At 66.1% G+C, this 20,425-nt stretch carries 17 protein-coding genes; 15 read left to right on the top strand and 2 right to left on the bottom strand.

Translation table 11 applies throughout. The features are described 5' to 3' along the window. The first annotated feature begins 69 nt into the window (after nt 1-69). From U5N23_RS17360 to U5N23_RS17400, 9 genes are all read left to right on the top strand, one after another. Nucleotides 70-2,016, top strand: coding sequence for an AMP-dependent synthetase/ligase (locus U5N23_RS17360; RefSeq protein WP_322594029.1), 1,947 nt, complete (start codon nt 70-72; stop codon nt 2,014-2,016). A gap of 124 nt (nt 2,017-2,140) precedes the next feature. Then, nucleotides 2,141-2,926: an ABC transporter ATP-binding protein gene (locus U5N23_RS17365; protein WP_322594509.1), complete on the top strand. Its 786-nt coding sequence runs from the start codon at nt 2,141-2,143 to the stop codon at nt 2,924-2,926. A gap of 28 nt (nt 2,927-2,954) precedes the next feature. Continuing rightward, complete coding sequence (locus U5N23_RS17370; protein WP_322594030.1) at nt 2,955-3,884, top strand: branched-chain amino acid ABC transporter permease; 930 nt, start codon at nt 2,955-2,957, stop codon at nt 3,882-3,884. A gap of 29 nt (nt 3,885-3,913) precedes the next feature. Beyond that, nucleotides 3,914-4,990 (top strand): branched-chain amino acid ABC transporter permease, encoded by a 1,077-nt coding sequence (locus U5N23_RS17375; protein WP_322594031.1) that lies wholly within the window; start codon nt 3,914-3,916, stop codon nt 4,988-4,990. A gap of 130 nt (nt 4,991-5,120) precedes the next feature. Then, entirely contained in the window at nt 5,121-6,452 is a 1,332-nt protein-coding gene (locus U5N23_RS17380; RefSeq protein ID WP_322594032.1) for an ABC transporter substrate-binding protein, read from the top strand. Nucleotides 6,453-6,612: 160 nt separating this feature from the next. Beyond that, complete coding sequence (locus tag U5N23_RS17385) at nt 6,613-7,422, top strand: ABC transporter ATP-binding protein (RefSeq protein ID WP_322594033.1); 810 nt, start codon at nt 6,613-6,615, stop codon at nt 7,420-7,422. Nucleotides 7,423-7,458: 36 nt separating this feature from the next. After that, nucleotides 7,459-8,709 carry a phenylacetate--CoA ligase family protein gene (locus U5N23_RS17390; protein WP_322594034.1) on the top strand — a complete coding sequence of 417 codons (1,251 nt, stop codon included), beginning with the start codon at nt 7,459-7,461 and terminating at the stop codon, nt 8,707-8,709. A 343-nt stretch (nt 8,710-9,052) separates the two neighbouring features. Further along, nucleotides 9,053-10,039 (top strand): tripartite tricarboxylate transporter substrate-binding protein, encoded by a 987-nt coding sequence (locus tag U5N23_RS17395; protein ID WP_322594035.1) that lies wholly within the window; start codon nt 9,053-9,055, stop codon nt 10,037-10,039. A gap of 313 nt (nt 10,040-10,352) precedes the next feature. After that, nucleotides 10,353-11,369, top strand: a complete 1,017-nt coding sequence (locus U5N23_RS17400; protein ID WP_322594510.1) for a tripartite tricarboxylate transporter substrate binding protein — start codon at nt 10,353-10,355, stop codon at nt 11,367-11,369. A gap of 289 nt (nt 11,370-11,658) precedes the next feature. On the opposite strand, the gene U5N23_RS17405 is transcribed toward U5N23_RS17400, so the two are convergent. Further along, nucleotides 11,659-11,985 carry a DUF1840 domain-containing protein gene (locus tag U5N23_RS17405; RefSeq protein WP_322594036.1) on the bottom strand — a complete coding sequence of 109 codons (327 nt, stop codon included), beginning with the start codon at nt 11,983-11,985 and terminating at the stop codon, nt 11,659-11,661. After that, nucleotides 11,946-13,310, bottom strand: a complete 1,365-nt coding sequence (locus U5N23_RS17410) for a class I SAM-dependent methyltransferase (protein WP_322594037.1) — start codon at nt 13,308-13,310, stop codon at nt 11,946-11,948. Before U5N23_RS17410 ends, U5N23_RS17405 begins: the two co-directional genes overlap by 40 nt. 124 nt (nt 13,311-13,434) lie before the next feature. Here U5N23_RS17410 and U5N23_RS17415 point away from each other — a divergent pair, with 124 nt between their 5' ends. From U5N23_RS17415 to U5N23_RS17440, 6 genes are read left to right on the top strand one after another with little or no spacing between them, the layout of a single operon-like run. Further along, nucleotides 13,435-15,786 (top strand): bifunctional salicylyl-CoA 5-hydroxylase/oxidoreductase, encoded by a 2,352-nt coding sequence (locus U5N23_RS17415; protein WP_322594038.1) that lies wholly within the window; start codon nt 13,435-13,437, stop codon nt 15,784-15,786. Nucleotides 15,787-15,789: 3 nt separating this feature from the next. Beyond that, nucleotides 15,790-16,281: a MarR family transcriptional regulator gene (locus U5N23_RS17420; protein WP_322594039.1), complete on the top strand. Its 492-nt coding sequence runs from the start codon at nt 15,790-15,792 to the stop codon at nt 16,279-16,281. After that, entirely contained in the window at nt 16,278-17,132 is an 855-nt protein-coding gene (locus U5N23_RS17425; protein WP_322594040.1) for an enoyl-CoA hydratase family protein, read from the top strand. Before U5N23_RS17420 ends, U5N23_RS17425 begins: the two co-directional genes overlap by 4 nt. Nucleotides 17,133-17,135: 3 nt before the next feature. Then, nucleotides 17,136-18,335 (top strand): acyl-CoA dehydrogenase family protein, encoded by a 1,200-nt coding sequence (locus U5N23_RS17430; protein WP_322594041.1) that lies wholly within the window; start codon nt 17,136-17,138, stop codon nt 18,333-18,335. A 28-nt stretch (nt 18,336-18,363) separates the two neighbouring features. After that, nucleotides 18,364-20,028, top strand: a complete 1,665-nt coding sequence (locus U5N23_RS17435; RefSeq protein WP_322594042.1) for an AMP-binding protein — start codon at nt 18,364-18,366, stop codon at nt 20,026-20,028. Then, the gene (locus U5N23_RS17440) at nt 20,025-20,423 is read left to right on the top strand and encodes a RidA family protein (protein WP_322594043.1); all 399 of its coding nucleotides are present in this window, start codon (nt 20,025-20,027) and stop codon (nt 20,421-20,423) included. Before U5N23_RS17435 ends, U5N23_RS17440 begins: the two co-directional genes overlap by 4 nt. Nucleotides 20,424-20,425: the final 2 nt, after the last annotated feature.

Here is a 20,425-nt window from a genome sequence, read left to right on the forward strand (position 1 = left end):
GTACGCAGCCACAAGGCCGCGCTCCCGGCTGTCACCGGGCGGACATCCCCTCATTTTTTAGGAACCGGAATGAAGACCACGTTCCCGCAACTGCTGCTCCAGCATGCCGCCGAGCGCCCCACGGCTGCGGCCCTGCGCGAAAAAGAATACGGCATCTGGCAGGCCCACAGCTGGGCCGACCTGGCGACGCTGGTGGAGCATGTGGCGGCCGGCCTGCACCAGGCGGGCCTGCAGCGCCATGAGCACATGGTGGTGATCGGCGCCAACCGCCCGCGCCTGTACGCCACCATGCTGGCCGCGCAGTCGCTGGGCGCCATTCCGGTGCCGCTGTACCAGGATGCCGTGGGCGCCGAGTGCATCTTTCCGCTGAACAACGCCGAGGTGCGCTTTTGCCTGGTGGAAGACCAGGAACAGGTGGACAAGCTGCTTGAGATCCGCGAGCAATGCCCCTTGATCGCGCGCATCTTCTTCGACGACCCGCGCGGCCTGCGCAACTACCAGGAAGAGGGCCTGTCGTCCCTGGATGCGCTGATCGAGGCGGGCAAGGCCTTCGCCACCCAGCACCCCCAGTGGTTCCGCGACGAGGTGGCCAAGGTGCAGCCCGGCGATGTGGCCGCCATGTTCTTCACCTCGGGCACCACCGGCAACCCCAAGGGCGTGGTGCACACGCACAGCACCCTGCTCGACCGCGCCTCGGCCGGTGCCGAGTTCGACAAGCTCACCGGCAGCGAAGAGGTACTGGCCTACCTGCCCCCGGCCTGGATCGGCCAGAACATCTTCAGCTACGCGCAGTGGCTGGCCTGCGGCTACGTGGTCAACTGCCCCGAGTCGGCCAGCACCGTCACCATCGATCTGAAAGAGGTAGGGCCCACCTACTACTTCGCGCCGCCGCGCATCTTCGAAGGCCTGCTCACCAGCGTGATGATCCGCATGGAGGACGCCGGCACCCTCAAGCGCAAGATGTTCCAGGCCTGCATGGCGGTGGCCCAGCGCGTCGGCCCGGCACTCATGGACGGCCTGCCCGTGGGCACGCTCGACCGCATCAAGTACGCCCTCGGCAACCTGCTGGTCTATGGCCCGTTGCGCAACAACCTCGGCTTCTCGCGCGTGCGGGTGGCCTACACGGCGGGCGAGGCCATCGGCCCCGACCTGTTCACCTTCTACCGCTCCATCGGCATCAACTTGAAGCAGCTCTACGGCTCCACCGAGACTGCGGTGTTCGTCTGCCTGCAACCCGACAACCAGGCGCGCGCCGACACCGTGGGCGTGCCCATCCGCGGCGTGGAGATCAAGGTGGCCGAGAACGGCGAAATCCTCGTCAAGTCCGCCGGCCTGCTCAAGGAGTACTACAAGAACCCCACGGCCACGGCCGAGGTGCTCACGGCCGACGGCTGGTACCACACCAGCGACGCGGGCTTCCTCGACGCCCATGGCCACCTGAAGATCATCGACCGTGTGAAGGACGTGGGCCGCATCAAGGGCGGTGCCAACGACGGCGCGATGTTCGCGCCCAAGTATGTGGAGAACAAGCTCAAGTTCTTCCCGCACATCAAGGAAGTCGTCGCCCTGGGCGACGGCCGCGAGAAGGTGTGCGTGATGGTCAACATCGACTTCGACGCCGTGGGCAACTGGGCCGAGCGCCGCAACCTGCCCTACGCCGGCTACACCGACCTGGCGCAGAAGCCCGAGGTGTACGAGCTGATCCGCGAGTGCGTGGAGAAGGTCAATGCCGACCTGGCGAGCGACGCCCTTCTGGCCGGCAGCCAGGTCAGCCGCTTCCTGGTGCTGCACAAGGAACTCGATGCCGACGATGGCGAGCTCACGCGCACCAACAAGGTCCGCCGCGGCTTCATCGCCGACAAGTACGGCGTGCTGGTCGAGGCGCTCTATGCGGGCCGCACCGAGCAGTTCATCGAGACCCAGGTCAAGTTCGAGGACGGCCGCACCGGCAGCGTGAGCGCCACGCTCAAGCTGTCGGACACCAAAACGTATCCCAGCATGCGGAGAGCCGCATGATGGGATCGTTTCAGAGAAGGCTCACTTGCGAAGCAAGTTATGCCGTAACCAAGACCTTCACACCCGTCAAGGCCGCCGCATGAAGCCCGCGCTCTACCCGCCCGAAAAGCAACTGCACCCCACCATGAACCAAAAGAAGATCGGCGACGTCATCCTCGACGTCAAGAACATCAGCCTGCGGTTCGGCGGCGTGAAAGCGCTCACCGACATCTCGTTCAACGTCAAGGAGCACGAGATCCGCGCCATCATCGGGCCCAACGGCGCAGGCAAGAGCTCCATGCTCAACTGCATCAACGGTGTGTACACGCCGCAGGACGGCTCCATCACCTTCCGCGGCAAGACCTTCTCGCACATGAACTCGCGCCAGGTGGCCGAGATGGGCGTGGCGCGCACGTTCCAGAACCTGGCGCTGTTCAAGGGCATGAGCGTGATCGACAACATCATGACCGGGCGCAACCTCAAGATCAAAAGCAACCTGCTGCTGCAGGCACTGCGCATTGGCCCGGCCGAGCGCGAGGAGATCCGCCACCGCGAGTTCGTCGAGCACATCATCGACTTCCTCGAAATCCAGGCCTACCGCAAGACCCCCGTGGGCCAGTTGCCCTATGGCCTGCAAAAGCGCGTGGACCTGGGCCGGGCCCTGGCCATGGAGCCGCAGGTGCTGCTGCTCGACGAGCCCATGGCCGGCATGAACGTCGAGGAAAAGCAGGACATGTGCCGCTTCATCCTCGACGTGAACGACGAGTTCGGCACCACCATCGTGCTCATCGAACACGACATGGGCGTGGTGATGGACATCTCCGACCGCGTTGTGGTGCTCGACTACGGCAAGAAGATCGGCGACGGCACCCCCGACGAAGTGCGCAACAACGCAAACGTGATCAGTGCCTATCTGGGCACCTCGCACTGAAGCCACAGAAAGCGCAGGAGACAAAGACATGGGATTTTTTCTTGAAACTCTGCTGGGCGGCCTCATGGCCGGCATGCTGTATTCGCTGGTGGCGCTGGGTTTTGTACTGATCTACAAGGCCTCGGGCGTGTTCAACTTTGCGCAGGGCGCGATGGTGCTGTTCGCGGCCCTCGCGATGGCGCGTTTTTCCGAGTGGATCCCGAAGTGGACCGGGCTGGAGAGCAGGATCGCAGCCAATCTGATCGCCTTCGTGCTGGCAGGCGCGGTGATGTTTGTGGTGGCCTGGGTGATCGAACGCCTGGTGCTGCGCCACCTCGTCAACCAGGAAGGCGCCACGCTGCTCATGGCCACGCTGGGCATTGCCTACTTCATGGAGGGCCTGGGCCAGACCATCTTTGGTGGCGACATCTACAAGATCGACATCGGCATGCCCAAGGAGCCCTTGTTCGCGCTGGACAACCTGTTCCCCGGCGGCATCCTGATCAACAAGGAAGACGTGATCGCCGCAGCCATCGCCGCCGCGCTGGTGGTGGCCCTCTCCCTGTTCTTCCAGAAGACCTCCACCGGCCGCGCCCTGCGCGCCGTGGCCGACGACCACCAGGCCGCCCAGTCCATCGGCATCCCGCTCAACCGCATCTGGGTGATCGTGTGGTGTGTGGCCGGTGTGGTGGCCCTGGTGGCCGGGATGATCTGGGGCAGCAAGATGGGTGTGCAATTCTCGCTGGCCACCGTGGCGCTGCGTGCGCTGCCGGTGGTGATCCTGGGCGGCCTTACGTCGGTGCCGGGCGCCATCATCGGCGGACTCATCATCGGCGTGGGCGAGAAGCTGTCCGAGGTGTATCTGGGGCCGTTTGTCGGCGGGGGCATCGAGATCTGGTTTGCGTATGCACTGGCGCTGGTGTTCCTGCTGTTCAGGCCCCAGGGGCTGTTTGGCGAGAAGATCATTGACCGTGTGTAAGCCGTCACAAGAACTACAAGGAGAACCACATGATCTACCGTGAAAATGGCCAGTTCAAAACCAGCTACCGGGCCGATCAGCAGATCTTCCCGATCGCGCAGGACCGCATTGCCATCGCGCTGCTGCTGGCCGTAGCCTTTGTGGCTGTCCCCATGCTGGCCAGCGACTACTTCTTTCGCGCCATCCTGATCCCGTTCGTGATCATGTCCCTGGCGGCGCTGGGGGTGAACATCCTGGTGGGCTACTGCGGCCAGATCTCGCTGGGCTCGGGTGCCTTCATGGCCGTGGGGGCCTATGGCGCCTACAACTTCTTCATGCGGTTGCCAGGCCTGCCGCTGATCCCTGCGCTCATCCTGGGTGGCCTGTGCGCCACGTTCTTCGGCATTCTGTTCGGGTTGCCCAGCCTGCGCGTCAAGGGGCTGTATCTGGCGGTGGCCACATTGGCGGCGCAGTTCTTCAGCGACTGGATGTTCCTGCGCATCAAGTGGTTCACGCTCGATACGCCCTCGGGCGCGATATCGGTGTCCAACCTTCAGGTGTTTGGCATGCCCATTGAGAGCGCCACCAGCAAATACCTGTTCTGCCTGGCCATCCTGGTCGTCATGGCCTTGCTGGCCAAAAACCTGGTGCGCGGCGCCATTGGCCGCGAGTGGATGGCCATCCGCGACATGGATGTGGCAGCGGCAGTGATCGGCATCCGCCCCATGTACGCCAAGCTCAGCGCGTTTGCTGTCAGCTCTTTCATCATCGGCGTGGCCGGTGGCCTGTGGGCTTTTGTGTACCTGGGAGCCTGGGAGCCCGGCGCATTCTCGGTGGACATGTCGTTTCGCCTGCTGTTCATGGTGATCATCGGCGGCATGGGGTCCATCATGGGCAGCTTCTTTGGTGCGGCCTTCATCGTGGTGCTGCCCATTGCGCTCAACCAGTTCCTGCCGGTGTTCCTGGGCCTGTTCGGCATCTCCATTTCCACCGCCGGCATTTCGCATACGGAGCTCATGGTTTTTGGCGGCCTGATTGTGTGGTTCCTCATCGTGGAACCCCATGGCCTGGCCAAGCTGTGGTCCATGGGCAAGCAGAAACTGCGCCTGTGGCCGTTCCCGCATTGATTGACCGTTTCTTTTCCTCATCCACGAAGAGGCTTGCCGGCAAACACCGATGCATTGCGCACCGGTTGTTCGTTGACTCAAGGCCCATGTGATTTCGCAGTGCTTCTATCTTTATTCACAGGAGACAACCATGAAGCTTCGTACCCTGGTTCTGGCCGTGGCCACCGTGGCCGCCGGTGCATCGGTCGTATCGACCAGCGCCTTCGCGCAGCCCAAAGAACAATTCATTCCCGTGCTGTCGTACCGCACCGGCCCCTACGGCCCCAACGGCGCGCCCTGGGCCAATGGCTACGTGGACTACCTCAAGCTGGTCAACGCCCGTGGCGGTATCAACGGTGTGAAGCTGACGTTTGAAGAGTGCGAAACCGGCTATGACACGGCGCGCAGCGTGGAATGCTATGAGCGCTTGAAGGGCAAGAACGGCGGTGCCGCGCTGGTGCAGCCCCTTTCAACTGGCGCAACCTACGCTATTACCGAGAAGGCCCCCTCCGATAAAGTTCCTCTTGTGACTATCGGTTATGGCCGCAGCGAAGCGGCAGATGGCACCATATTCAAATGGAATTTTCCGCTGGCCGGAAACTACTGGGTAGCAGCCGACGCCATCGTGCAGGACATTGGCAAAAAGGAAGGCGGCCTTGACAAGCTCAAGGGCAAGAAGATTGCACTGGTCTACCACGACAGCCCCTATGGCAAGGAACCTATCCCCATGTTGCAGGAACGGGCCAAGATGCACGGCTTTGAGCTGCAATTGCTGCCGGTGACTGCCCCCGGCGTGGAGCAAAAATCCACCTGGCTGCAGATCCGCCAGTCGCGCCCTGACTACGTCGCCCTGTGGGGCTGGGGCGTGATGAACTCCACCGCCATCAAGGAAGCCCAGGCCACCGGCTACCCGCGCGAGAAAATGTATGGAGCGTGGTGGTCTGGCGCCGAGCCCGACGTGAGGGACCTGGGCGACGGTGCCAAGGGCTACAACGCTGTGGCCATGCAGCACGGTGCCGAGCCGCAGTCCAAGCTGGTCAAGGACGTGCTGGCCATGCTGCACGACAAGGGCCAGGGCACAGGCCCCAAGGACGAAGTGGGCCAGGTGCTGTACATGCGCGGCGCCATGAGCGCGATGCTGGGTGTGGAGGGCATCCGTTCTGCGCAAGACCGCTTTGGCAAGGGCAAGGTCATGACCGGGGAACAAGTGCGCTGGGGCCTGGAAAACCTGAACCTCACGCAACCCAAGCTGGATGCCCTGGGCTTTGCGGGCGTGATGCGCCCCATCAGCACCTCGTGCACCGACCACATGGGCTCCGCCTGGGCCCGCATCCACACCTGGGACGGCAAGGCATGGAAGTTCACGTCGGACTGGCTGCAGGCTGACGAGCAAATCCTCAAGCCACTGGTGAAGTCCATCGCCGCCAAGTACGCCGCTGAGAAGAAACTCACACCACGCACTCCGGCCGACTGCCAGTCCTGACCAAGACCCGCCCCCTGCAGCGCCACACCGGCGCTGCGGGGTGGGCCTTGCGCGGTGTCCCTGGGCGGGGCCGCGCCCGTTTCAACCGGCTGTAACCACAGCCGCCAGCCGAGAGGGTTGCGTGTGCAACCTTCCCGATTGGCACAGCGAAGGCAACACCATGGAACCGAAAAACATCGTTCTCAACGTCAATGGCATCGAGGTCATCTACAACCACGTGATCCTGGTGCTCAAGGGCGTCTCACTGCAGGTGCCGCAGGGCTCCATCGTGGCCATCCTGGGGGGCAACGGGGCAGGCAAGACGACCACGCTGCGCGCCGTCTCCAACCTGCTGCAGGGCGAGCGCGGCGCGGTCACCAAGGGGAGCATCGAACTGCGCGGGGAGCGCATCGAAAACCTCTCGCCTGCCGACCTGGTGCAGCGCGGCGTGGTCCAGGTCATGGAGGGGCGCCACTGCTTTGCGCACCTGACCATCGAGGAAAACCTGATGACGGGCTCGTACACCCGTACCAGCAAGGCCGAGATCGCGGCCAATCTGGAGAAGGTCTACAACTATTTTCCGCGCCTCAAGACCCGGCGCACCTCGCAGGCGGCCTACACCTCGGGCGGCGAGCAGCAGATGTGCGCCATCGGCCGCGCGCTGATGGCCAACCCCAGCATGGTGCTGCTGGACGAGCCCTCCATGGGCCTGGCGCCGCAGATCGTCGAAGAGGTGTTCAACATCGTGAAAGACCTGAACACCAAGGAGCAGGTGACCTTTCTGCTGGCCGAGCAGAACACCAACATGGCACTCAAGTACTCGGACTACGGCTACATCATGGAGAGCGGGCGCGTGGTGATGGATGGCGCTGCCAGCGACCTGGCCAACAACGAGGACGTCAAGGAGTTCTACCTGGGCGTGGGTGGCGGCGAACGCAAGAGCTTCAAGGACGTGAAAAGCTACAAGCGCCGCAAGCGCTGGTTGGCTTGAGCACTTCCTTGCATTGATCGCACCAGAAAGCATTCCATGACCGCTGCCTACTACGACGACCTTGAAGCCCGTGATCCCAAGGCACGCGAAGCAGCCCTGCTCGCCGCCCTGCCCGCTCAGGTGGCCCACGCCCAGAAGGCTTCGCCGGCATTTGCCGGCATCCTCGCGGGAGTTGACGCCTCCGCGATCACCAGCCGAGTTGCCCTGGCGCAGCTGCCCGTCACGCGCAAGCACGAACTGCTGGAACGCCAGCAGGCCGGCCGCGCCACCAATGTCTTCGGCGGCTTCAGCGCCCTCCACTTCGGTGCTGCCATGCCGCGCGTGTTCGCCAGCCCCGGCACCATCTACGAGCCCGAGGGCACGCGACGCGACTACTGGCGCATGGCGCGCGCCATGTACGGCGCGGGCTTTCGCCCGGGCGAATTGATCCACAACAGCTTCAGCTACCACTTCGTGCCCGCTGGCTCCATGATGGAGACCGGTGCCCACGCCCTGGGCTGCACCGTGTTCGCCGGCGGCACCGGCCAGACCGAGCAGCAGGTGCAGGCCATGGCCGAACTCCAGCCTGCAGGCTACATCGGCACGCCCAGTTTCCTCAAGCTCATCGTCGAGCGGGCGGCCGAGATGGGTGTGGCCCTGCCCACCGTGACCAAGGCCCTGGTCTCGGGCGAGGCCTTTCCGCCCTCGCTGCGCGACTGGTTCACCGAGCGCGGCATCGCCGGCTACCAGTGCTATGCCACGGCCGACCTGGGGCTGATCGCCTACGAGACCAGCGCACGGGAAGGCCTGGTGCTCGACGAGGGCGTGATCGTCGAGATCGTGCGCCCCGGCACCGGCGACCCTGTGCCCGAGGGCGAGGTGGGCGAGCTGGTGGTGACCACGCTGAACCCCGACTACCCGCTGGTGCGCTTTGGCACCGGCGACCTCTCGGCCGTGCTGCCCGGCACCTGTCCCACGGGCCGCACCAACAGCCGCATCAAGGGCTGGATGGGGCGTGCGGACCAGACCACCAAGGTACGCGGCATGTTCGTGCACCCCGGCCAGGTGGCCACCATCGTGCGCCGCTTTCCGCAAGTGCTGCGCGCACGCCTGGTGGTCAGCGGCGAGATGGCCAACGACCAGATGCTGCTGCAGGTGGAGACCACCGAAACCGCCGAAGGCCTGGCGCGCCAGTTGGGCGACGCCATCCGCGAAGTGACCAAACTGCGCGGCGAGGTGCAGATGGTGCCGCCAGGCAGCCTGCCCAACGATGGGCGTGTGATCGAGGATGCGCGCAGCTACCGCTGAAGCGGGCTCCACCGAATCCATGGGTCCCATGGGGATTAACGGAGCATCCCATATTCCCCCTGTATCTGCATATTCTGTGCATATGGAAAAGGTGTGGAGCCCCATTTTCTCCAGCCCCTCCCAAACCCCTGACAAAGGTCAATCCAAGGGAAAACGCTGCCCCTTTCCGGCGCCAGTGTTTACCCTTAAGTTGCTATCCCATCAATAGCATTGATTCAACGAATCCATTGCCCTTGAGCCCCTTTTAGCTCAAAGCCACTACCCCCTGCATGGTACGTAATTCCCGCAATACTGGCGAAAGGGTCGCTGGATATCATGGCCCGTCTTTTACAGAGGAGCACTCATGAAAAAACTGATCCAACTCGCCCTTGTCGCAGCAGCGGCAGCAGCCACCTTCGGCGCCGCAGCGCAGGAATATCCATCCAAGGACAAGACGGTCACCATCGTGGTGCCCTTCGCCGCCGGCGGCCCTACCGACCGTGTGGCGCGTGACCTGGCCGAAGCCCTGCGCAAGCCGCTGGGCGCCAACGTGGTGGTGGACAATACCGCCGGTGCCGGCAGTTCCATTGGCGCCGCCCGCGTCGCTCGGGCCACACCGGACGGCTACACCCTGCTGCTCAACCACATCGGCATGTCCACCATGCCTGCGCTGTACCGCAAGCTGGCCTTCAGTGTGCCCAACGACTTCGAGTACCTGGGCATGGTCAACGACGTGCCCATGACGCTGATCGCGCGCCCCACCATGGCTGCGAACAACTACAAGGAACTGTCGGCCTGGCTCGCCCAGAACAAGGGCAAGATCAACCTGGGCAACGCCGGACTGGGTTCTGCCTCGCACCTGTGCGGCCTGGTGTTCCAGAGTTCGGTGCAGATCGACATGACCCCTGTGCCCTACAAGGGCACGGCTCCCGCTATCACCGACTTGATCGGTGGCCAGATCGACCTGCTGTGCGACCAGACCACCAACACCACGGGCCAGATCGAATCGAAAAAGGTCAAGGCCTATGCCGTGACCACGGCCAAGCGTTTGACCACCCCAGCGCTCAAGGACCTGCCTACCCTGGCTGAATCCGGAGTGAAGAACTTCGAAGTGACCATCTGGCACGGACTGTACGGCCCCAAGGGAACGCCCGCCGACGTGCAAAAGAAGATCAACGACGCCCTGAAGGTGGCCCTGAAGGATCCTGAGTTCATCAAGAAACAGGAAGGCCTGGGCGCCGTGGTCGTGACCGACAAGCGCGTCGAACCCGCCGAACACAAGAAATTCGTGCTGGCCGAAATCGACAAATGGTCCGCCGTCATCAAGGCAGCGGGCACCTACGCCGACTGATCGGCCGCAACTCCGCGCACCGCGTACACAACTCTCTGCCGCGAAGCCACCACGCCCCCTGGGGCCTGGTGGCTTTTTTCCACCCTTCCGGTTCGCCCAGGTGTTGCCTCAGGTCAACAGCTGTCGCAATGGCGTACCGGCCTTCGGGTAATCCATCTGCCCTCGATGCGCCTGTGCGCGTAGAACCGGGGCATATCACCCGATCCGACAGACAAGGACGCAATCCATGGCCCAGCATGCCCCCCGCCCCCTGCCGCGCAACCCCGACATTGCCACCAAGGTCCAGACCCGCAACCGGCGCAAGGCCATTGCCATGGCCTTCACGCTGAGCGCGCTCGGCGCCCTGGCGGTCGCCACCGCAGCCGCCCTGCTGCTGCCCCGGTCTGCCCACGCCCAGGCCACCCCTGGCGGCTGGCCCAACAAACCCGTGCGCATCGTCGTGCCCTTCGCGCCCGGCGGCACCACCGACATCCTGGCCCGCGCGCTGACGCCCGACCTGTCCCGCGTCTTCGGCCAGCAGTTCGTGGTCGACAACCGGGCCGGAGCCGGCGGCAACGTGGGTGCCGAGATCGTGGCCAAGGCCCCGGCCGATGGCTACACCCTGCTCATGGGCACCGTGGGCACCCATGGCATCAACCGCGCGCTTTACGCCAAGCTGCCTTACGACCCCATCAAGGACTTCGCGCCCGTCACCCTGGTCGCCGCCGTGCCCAACGTGATGGTGATGAACGTGGACAAGGCCAAGTCCATGGGCATCACCAACGTGCAGGACTTCATCCGCGCCGCCAAGGCCAACCCCGGCAAGTTCAACATGGCATCGAGCGGCAATGGCACCTCCATCCACCTGGCGGGCGAGCTGTTCAAGAGCATGACCGGCACCTTCATGCTGCACCTGCCCTACCGCGGCTCCGGCCCGGCACTGATGGACCTGGTGGGCGGCAATGCCGATGTGATGTTCGACAACCTGCCGTCCTCCATGGCGCAGATCAAGGGCGGCAAGCTCACTGCCCTGGCCGTGACGAGCAGCCAGCGCTCCAGCGCCCTGCCCGACGTGCCCACGGTGGAGCAGGCCGGCGGCCCCACGCTCAAGGGCTACGAGGCCAGCTCCTGGTTCGGCCTGCTGGCCCCTGCCGGCACGCCGCCCGAGATCGTGAACCGCATCCAGCAGGAGGTCGCCAAGGCCCTGGCCTCACCCGCGATGAAGGAGCGCCTGATAGCCCAAGGAGCGATCCCCGGCGGCAACACGCCAGCCGAATTCGCCAAGCACATCGATGCCGAGCACAAGAAGTGGGCGCAGGTGGTGAAGGCGTCGGGGGCCAAGGTGGACTGAGAGGCTGAGAATCTTTCGTCCATGCCCGCCTTGCACGCCAAAACACCCAGGCTCGTCGAAAGCAAATGCTCGCCATAGCCCGAGCTATGGCGGCGCTTTGCGCCTAGATCCAGGGCGTTGTGGCGCGCCTCTCGGGCACGGTCAAAAAATTCTCAGCCTCTGAGCCTCGCGGCGCTGCCCCATTGAGGAGCGATTGCCGGCAGGTCTGGCAGTAACAGACTTTCGAAATGCACAAGGCCCGCGCAAGCGGGCCTTCTTGTCTGTCATGGCAACCGAGCGCCGCGGCGGTTCATACCCCCCAGACCACGTCCGCCTGCTCCGCAGCACTCTTGCGCAGCATCTCGATGAACGGCGCCGCGCGCTGGCGCAGTTTCACCGTTTCGTCCCGCTTGCCTTGATCGTCTTCATCCTCGGCCTCCAGGCCCTCCTGCACGGGAGGCTGGGCCTCGCTGGCAGCGACGGCCGCCTCCAGCGCGGAGATGGCGCCGGGGATCTGCGCCGCAGTCACGATGCCGTTGTTTCCCGGGGTCTTGCCGATGATCTCCAGGATCTGGCGGCCCTGGGGTTCTAGCATGATCAGGTCGGCGGCGGCTTTGGACTTGAATTTGTAAAGCATGGTGTGCGGTGGTCTCTCGGGTTGGCTGTGGTTGTCGCAGTTGCCTGTGATGTCGTCTGGTTCTTGTAGATGTACTCCCGCGTGAACGGGTAGTCCGATTGTGCGCCGGCCATGGTGCCCGTTGCCATATCCCCATCGGGCCGCATGGCCAGCATCTGGTGCAATGCCATCCAGCCGCGCTCGAATCCCAGAGCGCTCCCGGCCAGATACAGGCGGTACGCACAGAGCACCTTATCGCCCTGCCCGCCGCCCGCCTGTGCGGCCAGCACCTCGCGCGCCGCAGGCAGTTGCGCCTCCAGCCTGTCGGACCAGGCCCACAGGGTGCGCGCGTAGTGCGGGCGCAGGTTTTCGGTGTCCACCATTTCCAGGCCTGCGCGGGCCATGTGTTCCAGGACCACGCTCACGTGCAGCAGTTCGCCACCGGGGAAGATGTATTCCTCGATGAAATCGCCCATGCCGGCGCCCATCTGGGTGGCGTCTACCGCGCCAGTGGTGATGCCATGGTTGAGCAGCAGGCCACCCGGGCGCAGCAGACGGTGCACGGTATCGAAATAGCGGCCCATCTGTGCGCGGCCCACATGCTCGAACATGCCCACCGAGGCGATCTTGTCGAAGGGTTGCTGCGGGCGCAGCTCGCGGTAGTCGCGCAGCTCCATGCGCACGCGGCCCTGCAGGCCACGCTCGGCGATGAGGCGCTGCACATGCGCATGCTGGTGGCGCGAGAGGGTGATACCCGTGGCGTCCACGCCGTAGTGCTCGGCCGCCCACAGCAGCAAGCCGCCCCAGCCGGCACCGATGTCCAGAAAGCGCTCGCCGGGTGCCAGGCGCAGCTTGCGGCAGATGTGCTCGAGCTTGGCCTCTTGCGCCTGGCCCAGGTCCATGGCGGCATCGCGGTAGTAGGCGCAGGAGTACACGCGCCACTCGTCCAGCCACAGGGCATAGAAATCGTCGGACAGGTCGTAGTGGAACTGGATGTGCCGGGCGTCATGTCCCAGGGTGTGCACGGCCATGGAGCGGGCGCGCGCCAGGGCAAGGTGCCACCAGCGGTGCTGCTGCCCGTGCGCGGGGTCGCGGGTGAGCAGGCCGGCGGCGGCGGCCATCAGGTCGCGCATGCCCCCTTCGAGCGCCACGCGGCCCTCGACGATGGCGGCCCCCACCTTGCCGATCTCGCCCGTGGCCAGGGCGACGAGGGCCATGCGGTCGCGAAACCGCAGGGTCACAGCGGGCTTGCTGGCGCCCAGCTGCCGGCCCGCTGGCAGTTGGACCGCCATCGGCACGGGCAGCGCAGCCAGCCGCCCTTCCAGAGCATGCAGCAGGTGCTTCATGCCGACCATTCTTGGCTCTGTGCTGCAGTGCGTCAACACCCCGCCCGGAGCGCAAAGCCCGTCCCAGGGCTTTTCCGGGATGGCCCCATTGACAGCAATTTGTTTAAGCCTAAACTATTTTCCCATGAACATCCTTTGCATTGGCGGCGGCCCCGCAGGTCTGTACTTCGCCCTGCTCATGAAGCAGCAGAACCCGGCGCACCGCGTGACGGTGCTGGAGCGCAACCGCCCGTTCGACACCTTTGGCTGGGGCGTGGTGCTGTCGGACCAGACGCTGGCCAACCTGCAGGCGGCCGATGCCGCCACGGCGCGCCAGATCGGCGATGCGTTCAACCACTGGGACGATATCGAGGTGTTCTTCAAGGGCCGCAGCGTGCGCTCGGGGGGGCATGGTTTTTGCGGCATCGGCCGCAAGCGGCTGCTCAACATCCTGCAGGAGCGCTGCATCGCGGTGGGGGTGGAGTTGGTGTTCGAGGCCGATGTGCAGGACGACCAGGAGGCCGCAGCGAAGTACGGGGCCGACCTGGTGATCGCCAGCGACGGCCTGAACAGCCGCATACGCACGCGCTACACCACCACCTACCAGCCCGACATCGACCTGCGCCAGTGCCGTTTCGTGTGGCTGGGCACGCACAAGAAGTTCGACGCTTTTACCTTTGCTTTCGAGCAGACGGAGCATGGCTGGTTCCAGGCCCATGCCTACCAGTTCGATGCCGACACCTCGACCTTCATCGTGGAAACCCCTGAAGAGGTGTGGAAGGCCCATGGCCTGGACCAGATGGAGCAGCCCGAGGCGATTGCCTTTTGCGAGCGCCTGTTCGGCAAGTACCTGGACGGCAATGCGCTGATCAGCAATGCCACGCACCTGCGCGGCTCGGCCAACTGGATCCGCTTTCCGCGCGTGATCTGCAACACCTGGGTGCACCGCGAAACCATCGGCGGCAGGCCCGTGCCCATCGTGCTCATGGGCGATGCGGCGCACACCGCGCACTTCTCGATCGGCAGCGGCACCAAGCTGGCGCTCGAAGACGCCATCGACCTGGCCAACGAGTTCGCCACCGGCCTGCCCATCGACGAGGTGCTGCAGCACTACGAGGCGCGCCGCAGCGTGGAGGTGCTCAAGATCCAGAACGCGGCGCGCAACTCCACCGAGTGGTTCGAGAACGTGACGCGCTACACCGGCATGCAGGTGGAGCAGTTCGCCTACTCCCTGCTCACGCGCAGCCAGCGCATCAGCCACGAAAACCTGCGCCTGCGCGATGCGCAGTGGCTGGAGGGGTACGAGGCGTGGCTGGCGGGCTGCAAGGCGGCCATACCGCCCATGCTGACACCGTTCAAATTGCGGGATCTCACGCTCAAGAACCGCATCGTCGTCTCGCCCATGGCCACCTACAGCGCGGTCGATGGCGTGCCGCAGGACTTTTTGCTGGTGCACCTGGGGGCACGCGCCCTGGGCGGCGCGGCGATGGTGATGGTGGAGATGACCAGCCCCACGCCCGAGGGCCGCATCACCCCCGGCTGCACCGGGCTGTGGAACGACGCGCAGCAAGCGGCCTTCACGCGCATCGTGCAGTTCGTGCATGGCAGCAGCAGCGCCAAGATCGGCATGCAACTGGGCCACAGCGGCCCCAAGGGCTCCACCCGCGTGGGTTGGGAGGGCACGGACGAACCGCTCGAACAAGGCAACTGGCCCCTGCTGGCCGCCAGCCCCCTGGCCTATGGCGCCCAGAACCAGACCCCCACGGCCATGACGCGCGCGACCATGGATGCGATGACCGCAGCCTTCACCGACAGCGCGCGCCGCGCCGCTGCCTGCGGCTTCGACTGGCTGGAGCTGCACTGCGCGCATGGCTACCTGCTGGCCAGCTTCATCAGCCCCATCACCAACCAGCGCAGCGATGACTACGGTGGCAGCCTGGCCAACCGCTGCCGCTACCCGCTCGAAGTGTTCGCCGCACTGCGCGCCGTGTGGCCGGCGGACAAGCCCATGAGCGTGCGCATCTCGGCCCACGACTGGGCGCCCGGCGGCACCACGCCCGACGACGCGGTGGAGATTGCGCGCCTGTTCAAGGCGGCGGGCTGCGACCTGATCGATGTCTCCTCGGGCCAGACCACGCGCAGCGCCAAGCCGGTCTACGGGCGCATGTACCAGACACCGTTTGCCGACCGCATCCGCAACGAGGTGGACATCGCCACCATGGCCGTGGGCGCCATCACCGAGGCCGACCACGCCAACAGCATCATCGCGGCCGGCCGCGCCGACCTGTGCGCGATTGCCCGCCCGCACCTGGCCGACCCGGCCTGGACGCTGCACGCCGCGGCCCAGTTGAGCCCCGTGGCCGCAGCCCACACCGACTGGCCCGTGCAGTACCTCAGCGGCCGCGACCAGATGCTGCGCGAGATCGGCAAGCAAAAGCAGCTGCAGGCCGCGCTGGAAGCGCAGCAAAAGCGCGGTTCCAACGAGGAAGAGGGCTAGGCCATGGACCTCGAAGCCCGTCTGCACGGCGCCGCGCCGAGCGAGCACCCCGAGGCCCTGCGCCTGTGGCTGCGCATGCTGACCTGCACGCAGCTGATCGAAAAGCAGGTGCGCGCCGGCCTGCGCGCGCAGTTCGACACCACGCTGCCGCGCTTCGATCTGATGGCACAGCTCGAACGCGCGCCCGACGGCCTGAAGATGAAGGACCTGTCGCGCCGCATGATGGTCACGAGCGGCAACGTCACCGGCATCACCGACCAGCTCGTGGCCGAAGGCCTGGTGGAACGCGTGGACGTGGAGGGCGACCGCCGCGCCTACTGCGTGCGCCTGACGCCCCAGGGCCGCCAGCAGTTCAACGACATGGCGCGCCAGCACGAGCAGTGGATCGTCGAGGCCTTTGCCGCTTTGGGCGAGCGCGACATCGCCACCCTGCACCGGCTGCTGGGCAGGGTCAAGGAACACACCCAACAACACCCTGTGGAGACAGAGCAATGAAGCACAACATCGGCGCGGCCAACCCCATGCGCGCACAGTTCGAACCCAAGGCCTCTTACGCGGCCCAGCATTTCGCCTGGAGCTTTGCCGATGGCGTAGGCACCGTCACGCTGAACCGGCCCGAGCGCAAGAACCCGCTCACCTTCCAGAGCTATGCGGAGCTGCGCGACTTCTTCTGCGCGCTGCGCTTTGCCACCGACGTGAAGTGCGTGGTGGTCACCGGCGCGGGCGGCAATTTCTGCTCTGGCGGCGATGTGCACGAGATCATCGGCCCGCTGACCACGATGAGCATGCCCGAGCTGCTGGAGTTCACGCGCATGACGGGCGACCTGGTCAAGGCCATGCGCGCCTGCCCGCAGCCCATCCTGGGCGCCATCGACGGCATCTGCGCCGGTGCGGGCGCCATGATGGCCCTGGCCTGCGACATGCGCTACGGCACGGCGGCGGCCAAGACGGCATTTCTCTTCACCCGCGTGGGCCTGGCCGGCGCCGACATGGGCGCCTGCGCGCTGCTGCCGCGCCTCATCGGCCAGGGCCGCGCCTCGGAGCTGCTGTTCACCGGCCGCGCGATGACCGCACAGGAAGGCCTGGCCTGGGGCTTCTTCAACGGCCTGTACGACGCCGCCGACCTGCTGCGAGAAGTGCAGGAAACCGCTCGCTCGCTGGCCAGCGGCCCCACCTTTGCCCATGGCATGACCAAGACCATGCTGGCCCAGGAATGGGCGATGACCATCGACCAGGCCATCGAAGCCGAGGCCCAGGCCCAGGCGATATGCATGCAGACGCAGGACTTTCGCCGCGCCTACGAGGCCTTTGCGGCCAAGCAGAAACCCGTGTTCGAAGGGGACTGAACCATGCACGTAGCCACCCCACCGGCGCCTTGCGCGCCCTCGACGGCCCACCTGGCCCTGCCCTTCTTCGACGACGTGCACCGCGCGCTGGCGCGCGGCCTGGTGCCCTGGGCTGCGGCCCAGGACGTGGACGAGACCGACGACCGCGCCGCCTGCCGCGACTGGGTGCAGCGCCTGGGCGCGGGCGGCTGGCTGCGCTACTGCGTGCCGGCCGCGCACGGCGGCGCCCTGCCCGCGCTGGACTCGCGCGCGCTGGTGCTGCTGCGCGAAACCCTGGCCTTCCACTCGCCCTTGGCGGACTTCGCGTTTGCCATGCAGGGCCTGGGCAGCGGTGCCATCACCCTGGCCGGCAGCCCCGCGCAACAGGCGCACTACCTGCAGGGCGTGGCCAGCGGCCAGTTGATCGCGGCCTTTGCGCTGAGCGAGCCCGAGGCCGGGTCGGATGTGGGCGCCATGCGCACCACGGCGCTGCCGGCAGCCGGCTGCGCCTACGCCCTCAACGGCAGCAAGACCTGGATCAGCAATGGCGGCATCGCCGACTTTTACTGCGTGTTCGCCAAGACCGCGCCGGACGGCGGCACGCGCGGCATCAGCGCCTTCATCGTGGATGCCACGGCCAAGGGCCTCGACACTTCGCAGCACATCCACGTGATGGCACCGCACCCGCTGGCCACGCTGGCCTTCACGGACTGCCAGGTGCCCGCCACCGCCCTGCTGGGCGAGCTGAACGGCGGCTTCAAGCTGGCCATGCGCACGCTGGACATCTTCCGCGCGTCCGTGGCCGCAGCCGCCCTGGGCATGGCCCGCCGGGCCCTGGCCGAGGCCGTGCACCACGCGCGCCAGCGCAAGATGTTCGGCCAGACGCTGGCGGACTTCCAGCTCACGCAGGCGCGCATTGGCGAGATGGCCGCGCTGGTGGACAGCGCCGCGCTGCTGACCTACCGCGCTGCCTGGCTGCGCGACGAGGGCGAAAAACACGGCGGTGCGCGCGTGACGGCCGAGGCGGCCATGGCGAAGATGACCGCCACCGAGAACGCCCAGCGCGTGATCGACATGGCGCTGCAGCTGCATGGCGGGCGCGGCGTGGAGGTGGGCAGCAAGGTGGAAAGCCTGTACCGCGACATCCGCTCGCTGCGCATCTACGAAGGCGCCACCGAGGTGCAGCAGCTCATCATCGGCAAGGCCGCCCTGCAGGCATCCTGACCCGCAGCCCACAAGGAAGGATCATTCCATGGCCCACCCCAGCGCCCAGCCCGACCAGTTCGTGCACGACCGCCTGCCCGCACGCGAGGCCCTGCCTGCGTTCCACTACGACACACCCGAGCTGCAGATCGCCGACCAGGCCAACCTGGTGCAGGCCCTGTTCGACCAGGCCGAGCGCGCCGGCCATGGCGACCGCCCCCTGTTGCGCGGCCCGCAGCGCAGCTACAGCTACCGCGAGGCACGCACCGAGGCCGCGCGCATTGCCGAGCTGCTGACACAGGAACATGGCCTGGTGCCCGGCAACCGTGTGCTGCTGCGCGGCGGCAACACGGTGGAGATGGCGCTGGCCTGGCTGGGTGTTGTGCACGCAGGGCTGGTGGCGGTGGCCACCATGCCGCTGTTGCGCGCGGTGGAGCTGGGCAGCATCATCGAGCGGGCCCAGCCCACGCTGGCGCTGTGCGATGGCCGGCTGCTGGCCGAGCTGCAGATGGCCCAGGCGGAGCACCCGGCGCTCGCCACCGTCATCCCCTTCCACACCGCGCCGGATGCGGGCGACCTGCTGGTGCGCGCCCAGGTCGTGCCGGGCACCCTGCCGGCCTGTCCCACGTCGGTCGACGACGTGGCGCTGATGGCCTTCACCTCAGGCACCACGGGCGCACCCAAGGCGGCCGTGCACACGCACCGTGACGTGCTCGCCGCCTGCGAGGCCTGGCCGCGCCATGTGCTGCGCGCCCAGCCCGACGACATCGTGGCCGGCTCGCCGCCGCTGGCCTTCACCTTCGGCCTGGGCGGGCTGCTGATTTTTCCGATGTGGGCCGGCGCCAGCATCTACTTCCCCGACCAGCCCTACACGCCCGAGACCATGGTGCACCTGATGCGCGAGGCCGGGGTGACCATCTGCTACACCGCCCCCACCTTCTACCGCCAGATGGCGCCGTTCGCGCGCCAGCTGGGCCTGCCCACGCTGCGCACCAGCGTGAGCGCAGGCGAGGCTCTGCCCGATGCCACGCGCCAGCTGTGGAAGGAGGCCACCGGCATCGACATGACCGACGGCATCGGCGCCACCGAGATGTTCCACATCTTCATCTCGGCCGCCGGTGGCGAGAGCCGGCCCGGTGCCATCGGCAAGGTGGTGCCGGGCTACCAGGCCAGGGTGGTGGACGGCCAGGGCAAGGAGCTGCCGCGCGGCACGGTGGGCAAGCTCGCCGTGGTCGGCCCCACCGGCTGCCGCTACCTCGACGACCCGCGCCAGGCCAAGTACGTGAAGAACGGCTGGAACTACCCGGGCGACGCCTTCGTGCAGGACGCGGACGGCTACTTCTTCTACCAGGCGCGCGACGACGACATGATCATCACTGCGGGCTACAACGTCGGCGGCCCCGAGGTGGAAGACGCCCTGCTGCGCCACCCGGCCGTGGCCGAATGCGCCGTGATCGGCGTGCCCGACGAGGAGCGCGGCATGGTGGTCAAGGCCTTCTGCGTGCTCAAGCCCGGCCACACGGGCGACGCCGCCATGGCCAAGGCCTTGCAGGACCATGTGAAGGCCACCATCGCCCCCTTCAAATACCCGCGCCTCGTGGAATTCGCCACCACCCTGCCGCGCACGGAAACGGGCAAACTCCAGCGCTTTCGGCTGCGCCAGCGCGAAGCCGCTGCAGCCGCTGCCAACCCCCCATCGAACACGACACCATGAACACCCACTTGCAACCCCCTGGCTGGGTCACGCCCAAGGGCTACGCCAACGGCGTGGCCGCGCGCGGCACGATGATCTTCACCGGCGGCCAGATCGGCTGGAATGCCGAGCAGCAGTTCGAGAGCGATGACTTCATCGCCCAGACGCGCCAGACCCTGCTCAACGTGCGCGCCGTGCTCGAAGCCGGCGGCGCCGGCCCCGAGCACCTGGTGCGCCTGACCTGGTACGTGGTGGACCGCAAAGAGTACAACGCCCGCCTCAAGGAACTGGGCGTGGTGTACCGCGAGGTGCTGGGCAAGAATTTCCCGGCCATGGCCTGCGTGCAGGTGGCCGGCCTGATGGAAGAGCGCGCCAAGATCGAGATCGAGGCCACGGCCGTAGTGCCCGACGCATGACC

Source organism: Acidovorax sp., from assembly GCF_034519795.1.
GTDB lineage: Bacteria > Pseudomonadota > Gammaproteobacteria > Burkholderiales > Burkholderiaceae_C > Acidovorax.

Bases quoted from the DNA above. Each gene is read 5' to 3' on its own strand.
- U5N23_RS17360 (WP_322594029.1), top strand. From the start codon at position 70: ATGAAGACCACGTTCCCGCAACTGCTGCTCCAGCATGCCGCCGAGCGC.
- U5N23_RS17375 (WP_322594031.1), top strand. From the start codon at position 3,914: ATGATCTACCGTGAAAATGGCCAGTTCAAAACCAGCTACCGGGCCGAT.
- U5N23_RS17435 (WP_322594042.1), top strand. From the start codon at position 18,364: ATGGCCCACCCCAGCGCCCAGCCCGACCAGTTCGTGCACGACCGCCTG.
- U5N23_RS17385 (WP_322594033.1), top strand. From the start codon at position 6,613: ATGGAACCGAAAAACATCGTTCTCAACGTCAATGGCATCGAGGTCATC.
- U5N23_RS17425 (WP_322594040.1), top strand. From the start codon at position 16,278: ATGAAGCACAACATCGGCGCGGCCAACCCCATGCGCGCACAGTTCGAA.
- U5N23_RS17390 (WP_322594034.1), top strand. From the start codon at position 7,459: ATGACCGCTGCCTACTACGACGACCTTGAAGCCCGTGATCCCAAGGCA.
- U5N23_RS17410 (WP_322594037.1), bottom strand. From the start codon at position 13,310: ATGAAGCACCTGCTGCATGCTCTGGAAGGGCGGCTGGCTGCGCTGCCC.
- U5N23_RS17405 (WP_322594036.1), bottom strand. From the start codon at position 11,985: ATGCTTTACAAATTCAAGTCCAAAGCCGCCGCCGACCTGATCATGCTA.
- U5N23_RS17380 (WP_322594032.1), top strand. From the start codon at position 5,121: ATGAAGCTTCGTACCCTGGTTCTGGCCGTGGCCACCGTGGCCGCCGGT.
- U5N23_RS17440 (WP_322594043.1), top strand. From the start codon at position 20,025: ATGAACACCCACTTGCAACCCCCTGGCTGGGTCACGCCCAAGGGCTAC.
- U5N23_RS17430 (WP_322594041.1), top strand. From the start codon at position 17,136: ATGCACGTAGCCACCCCACCGGCGCCTTGCGCGCCCTCGACGGCCCAC.
- U5N23_RS17420 (WP_322594039.1), top strand. From the start codon at position 15,790: ATGGACCTCGAAGCCCGTCTGCACGGCGCCGCGCCGAGCGAGCACCCC.
- U5N23_RS17365 (WP_322594509.1), top strand. From the start codon at position 2,141: ATGAACCAAAAGAAGATCGGCGACGTCATCCTCGACGTCAAGAACATC.
- U5N23_RS17395 (WP_322594035.1), top strand. From the start codon at position 9,053: ATGAAAAAACTGATCCAACTCGCCCTTGTCGCAGCAGCGGCAGCAGCC.
- U5N23_RS17415 (WP_322594038.1), top strand. From the start codon at position 13,435: ATGAACATCCTTTGCATTGGCGGCGGCCCCGCAGGTCTGTACTTCGCC.
- U5N23_RS17370 (WP_322594030.1), top strand. From the start codon at position 2,955: ATGGGATTTTTTCTTGAAACTCTGCTGGGCGGCCTCATGGCCGGCATG.
- U5N23_RS17400 (WP_322594510.1), top strand. From the start codon at position 10,353: ATGGCCTTCACGCTGAGCGCGCTCGGCGCCCTGGCGGTCGCCACCGCA.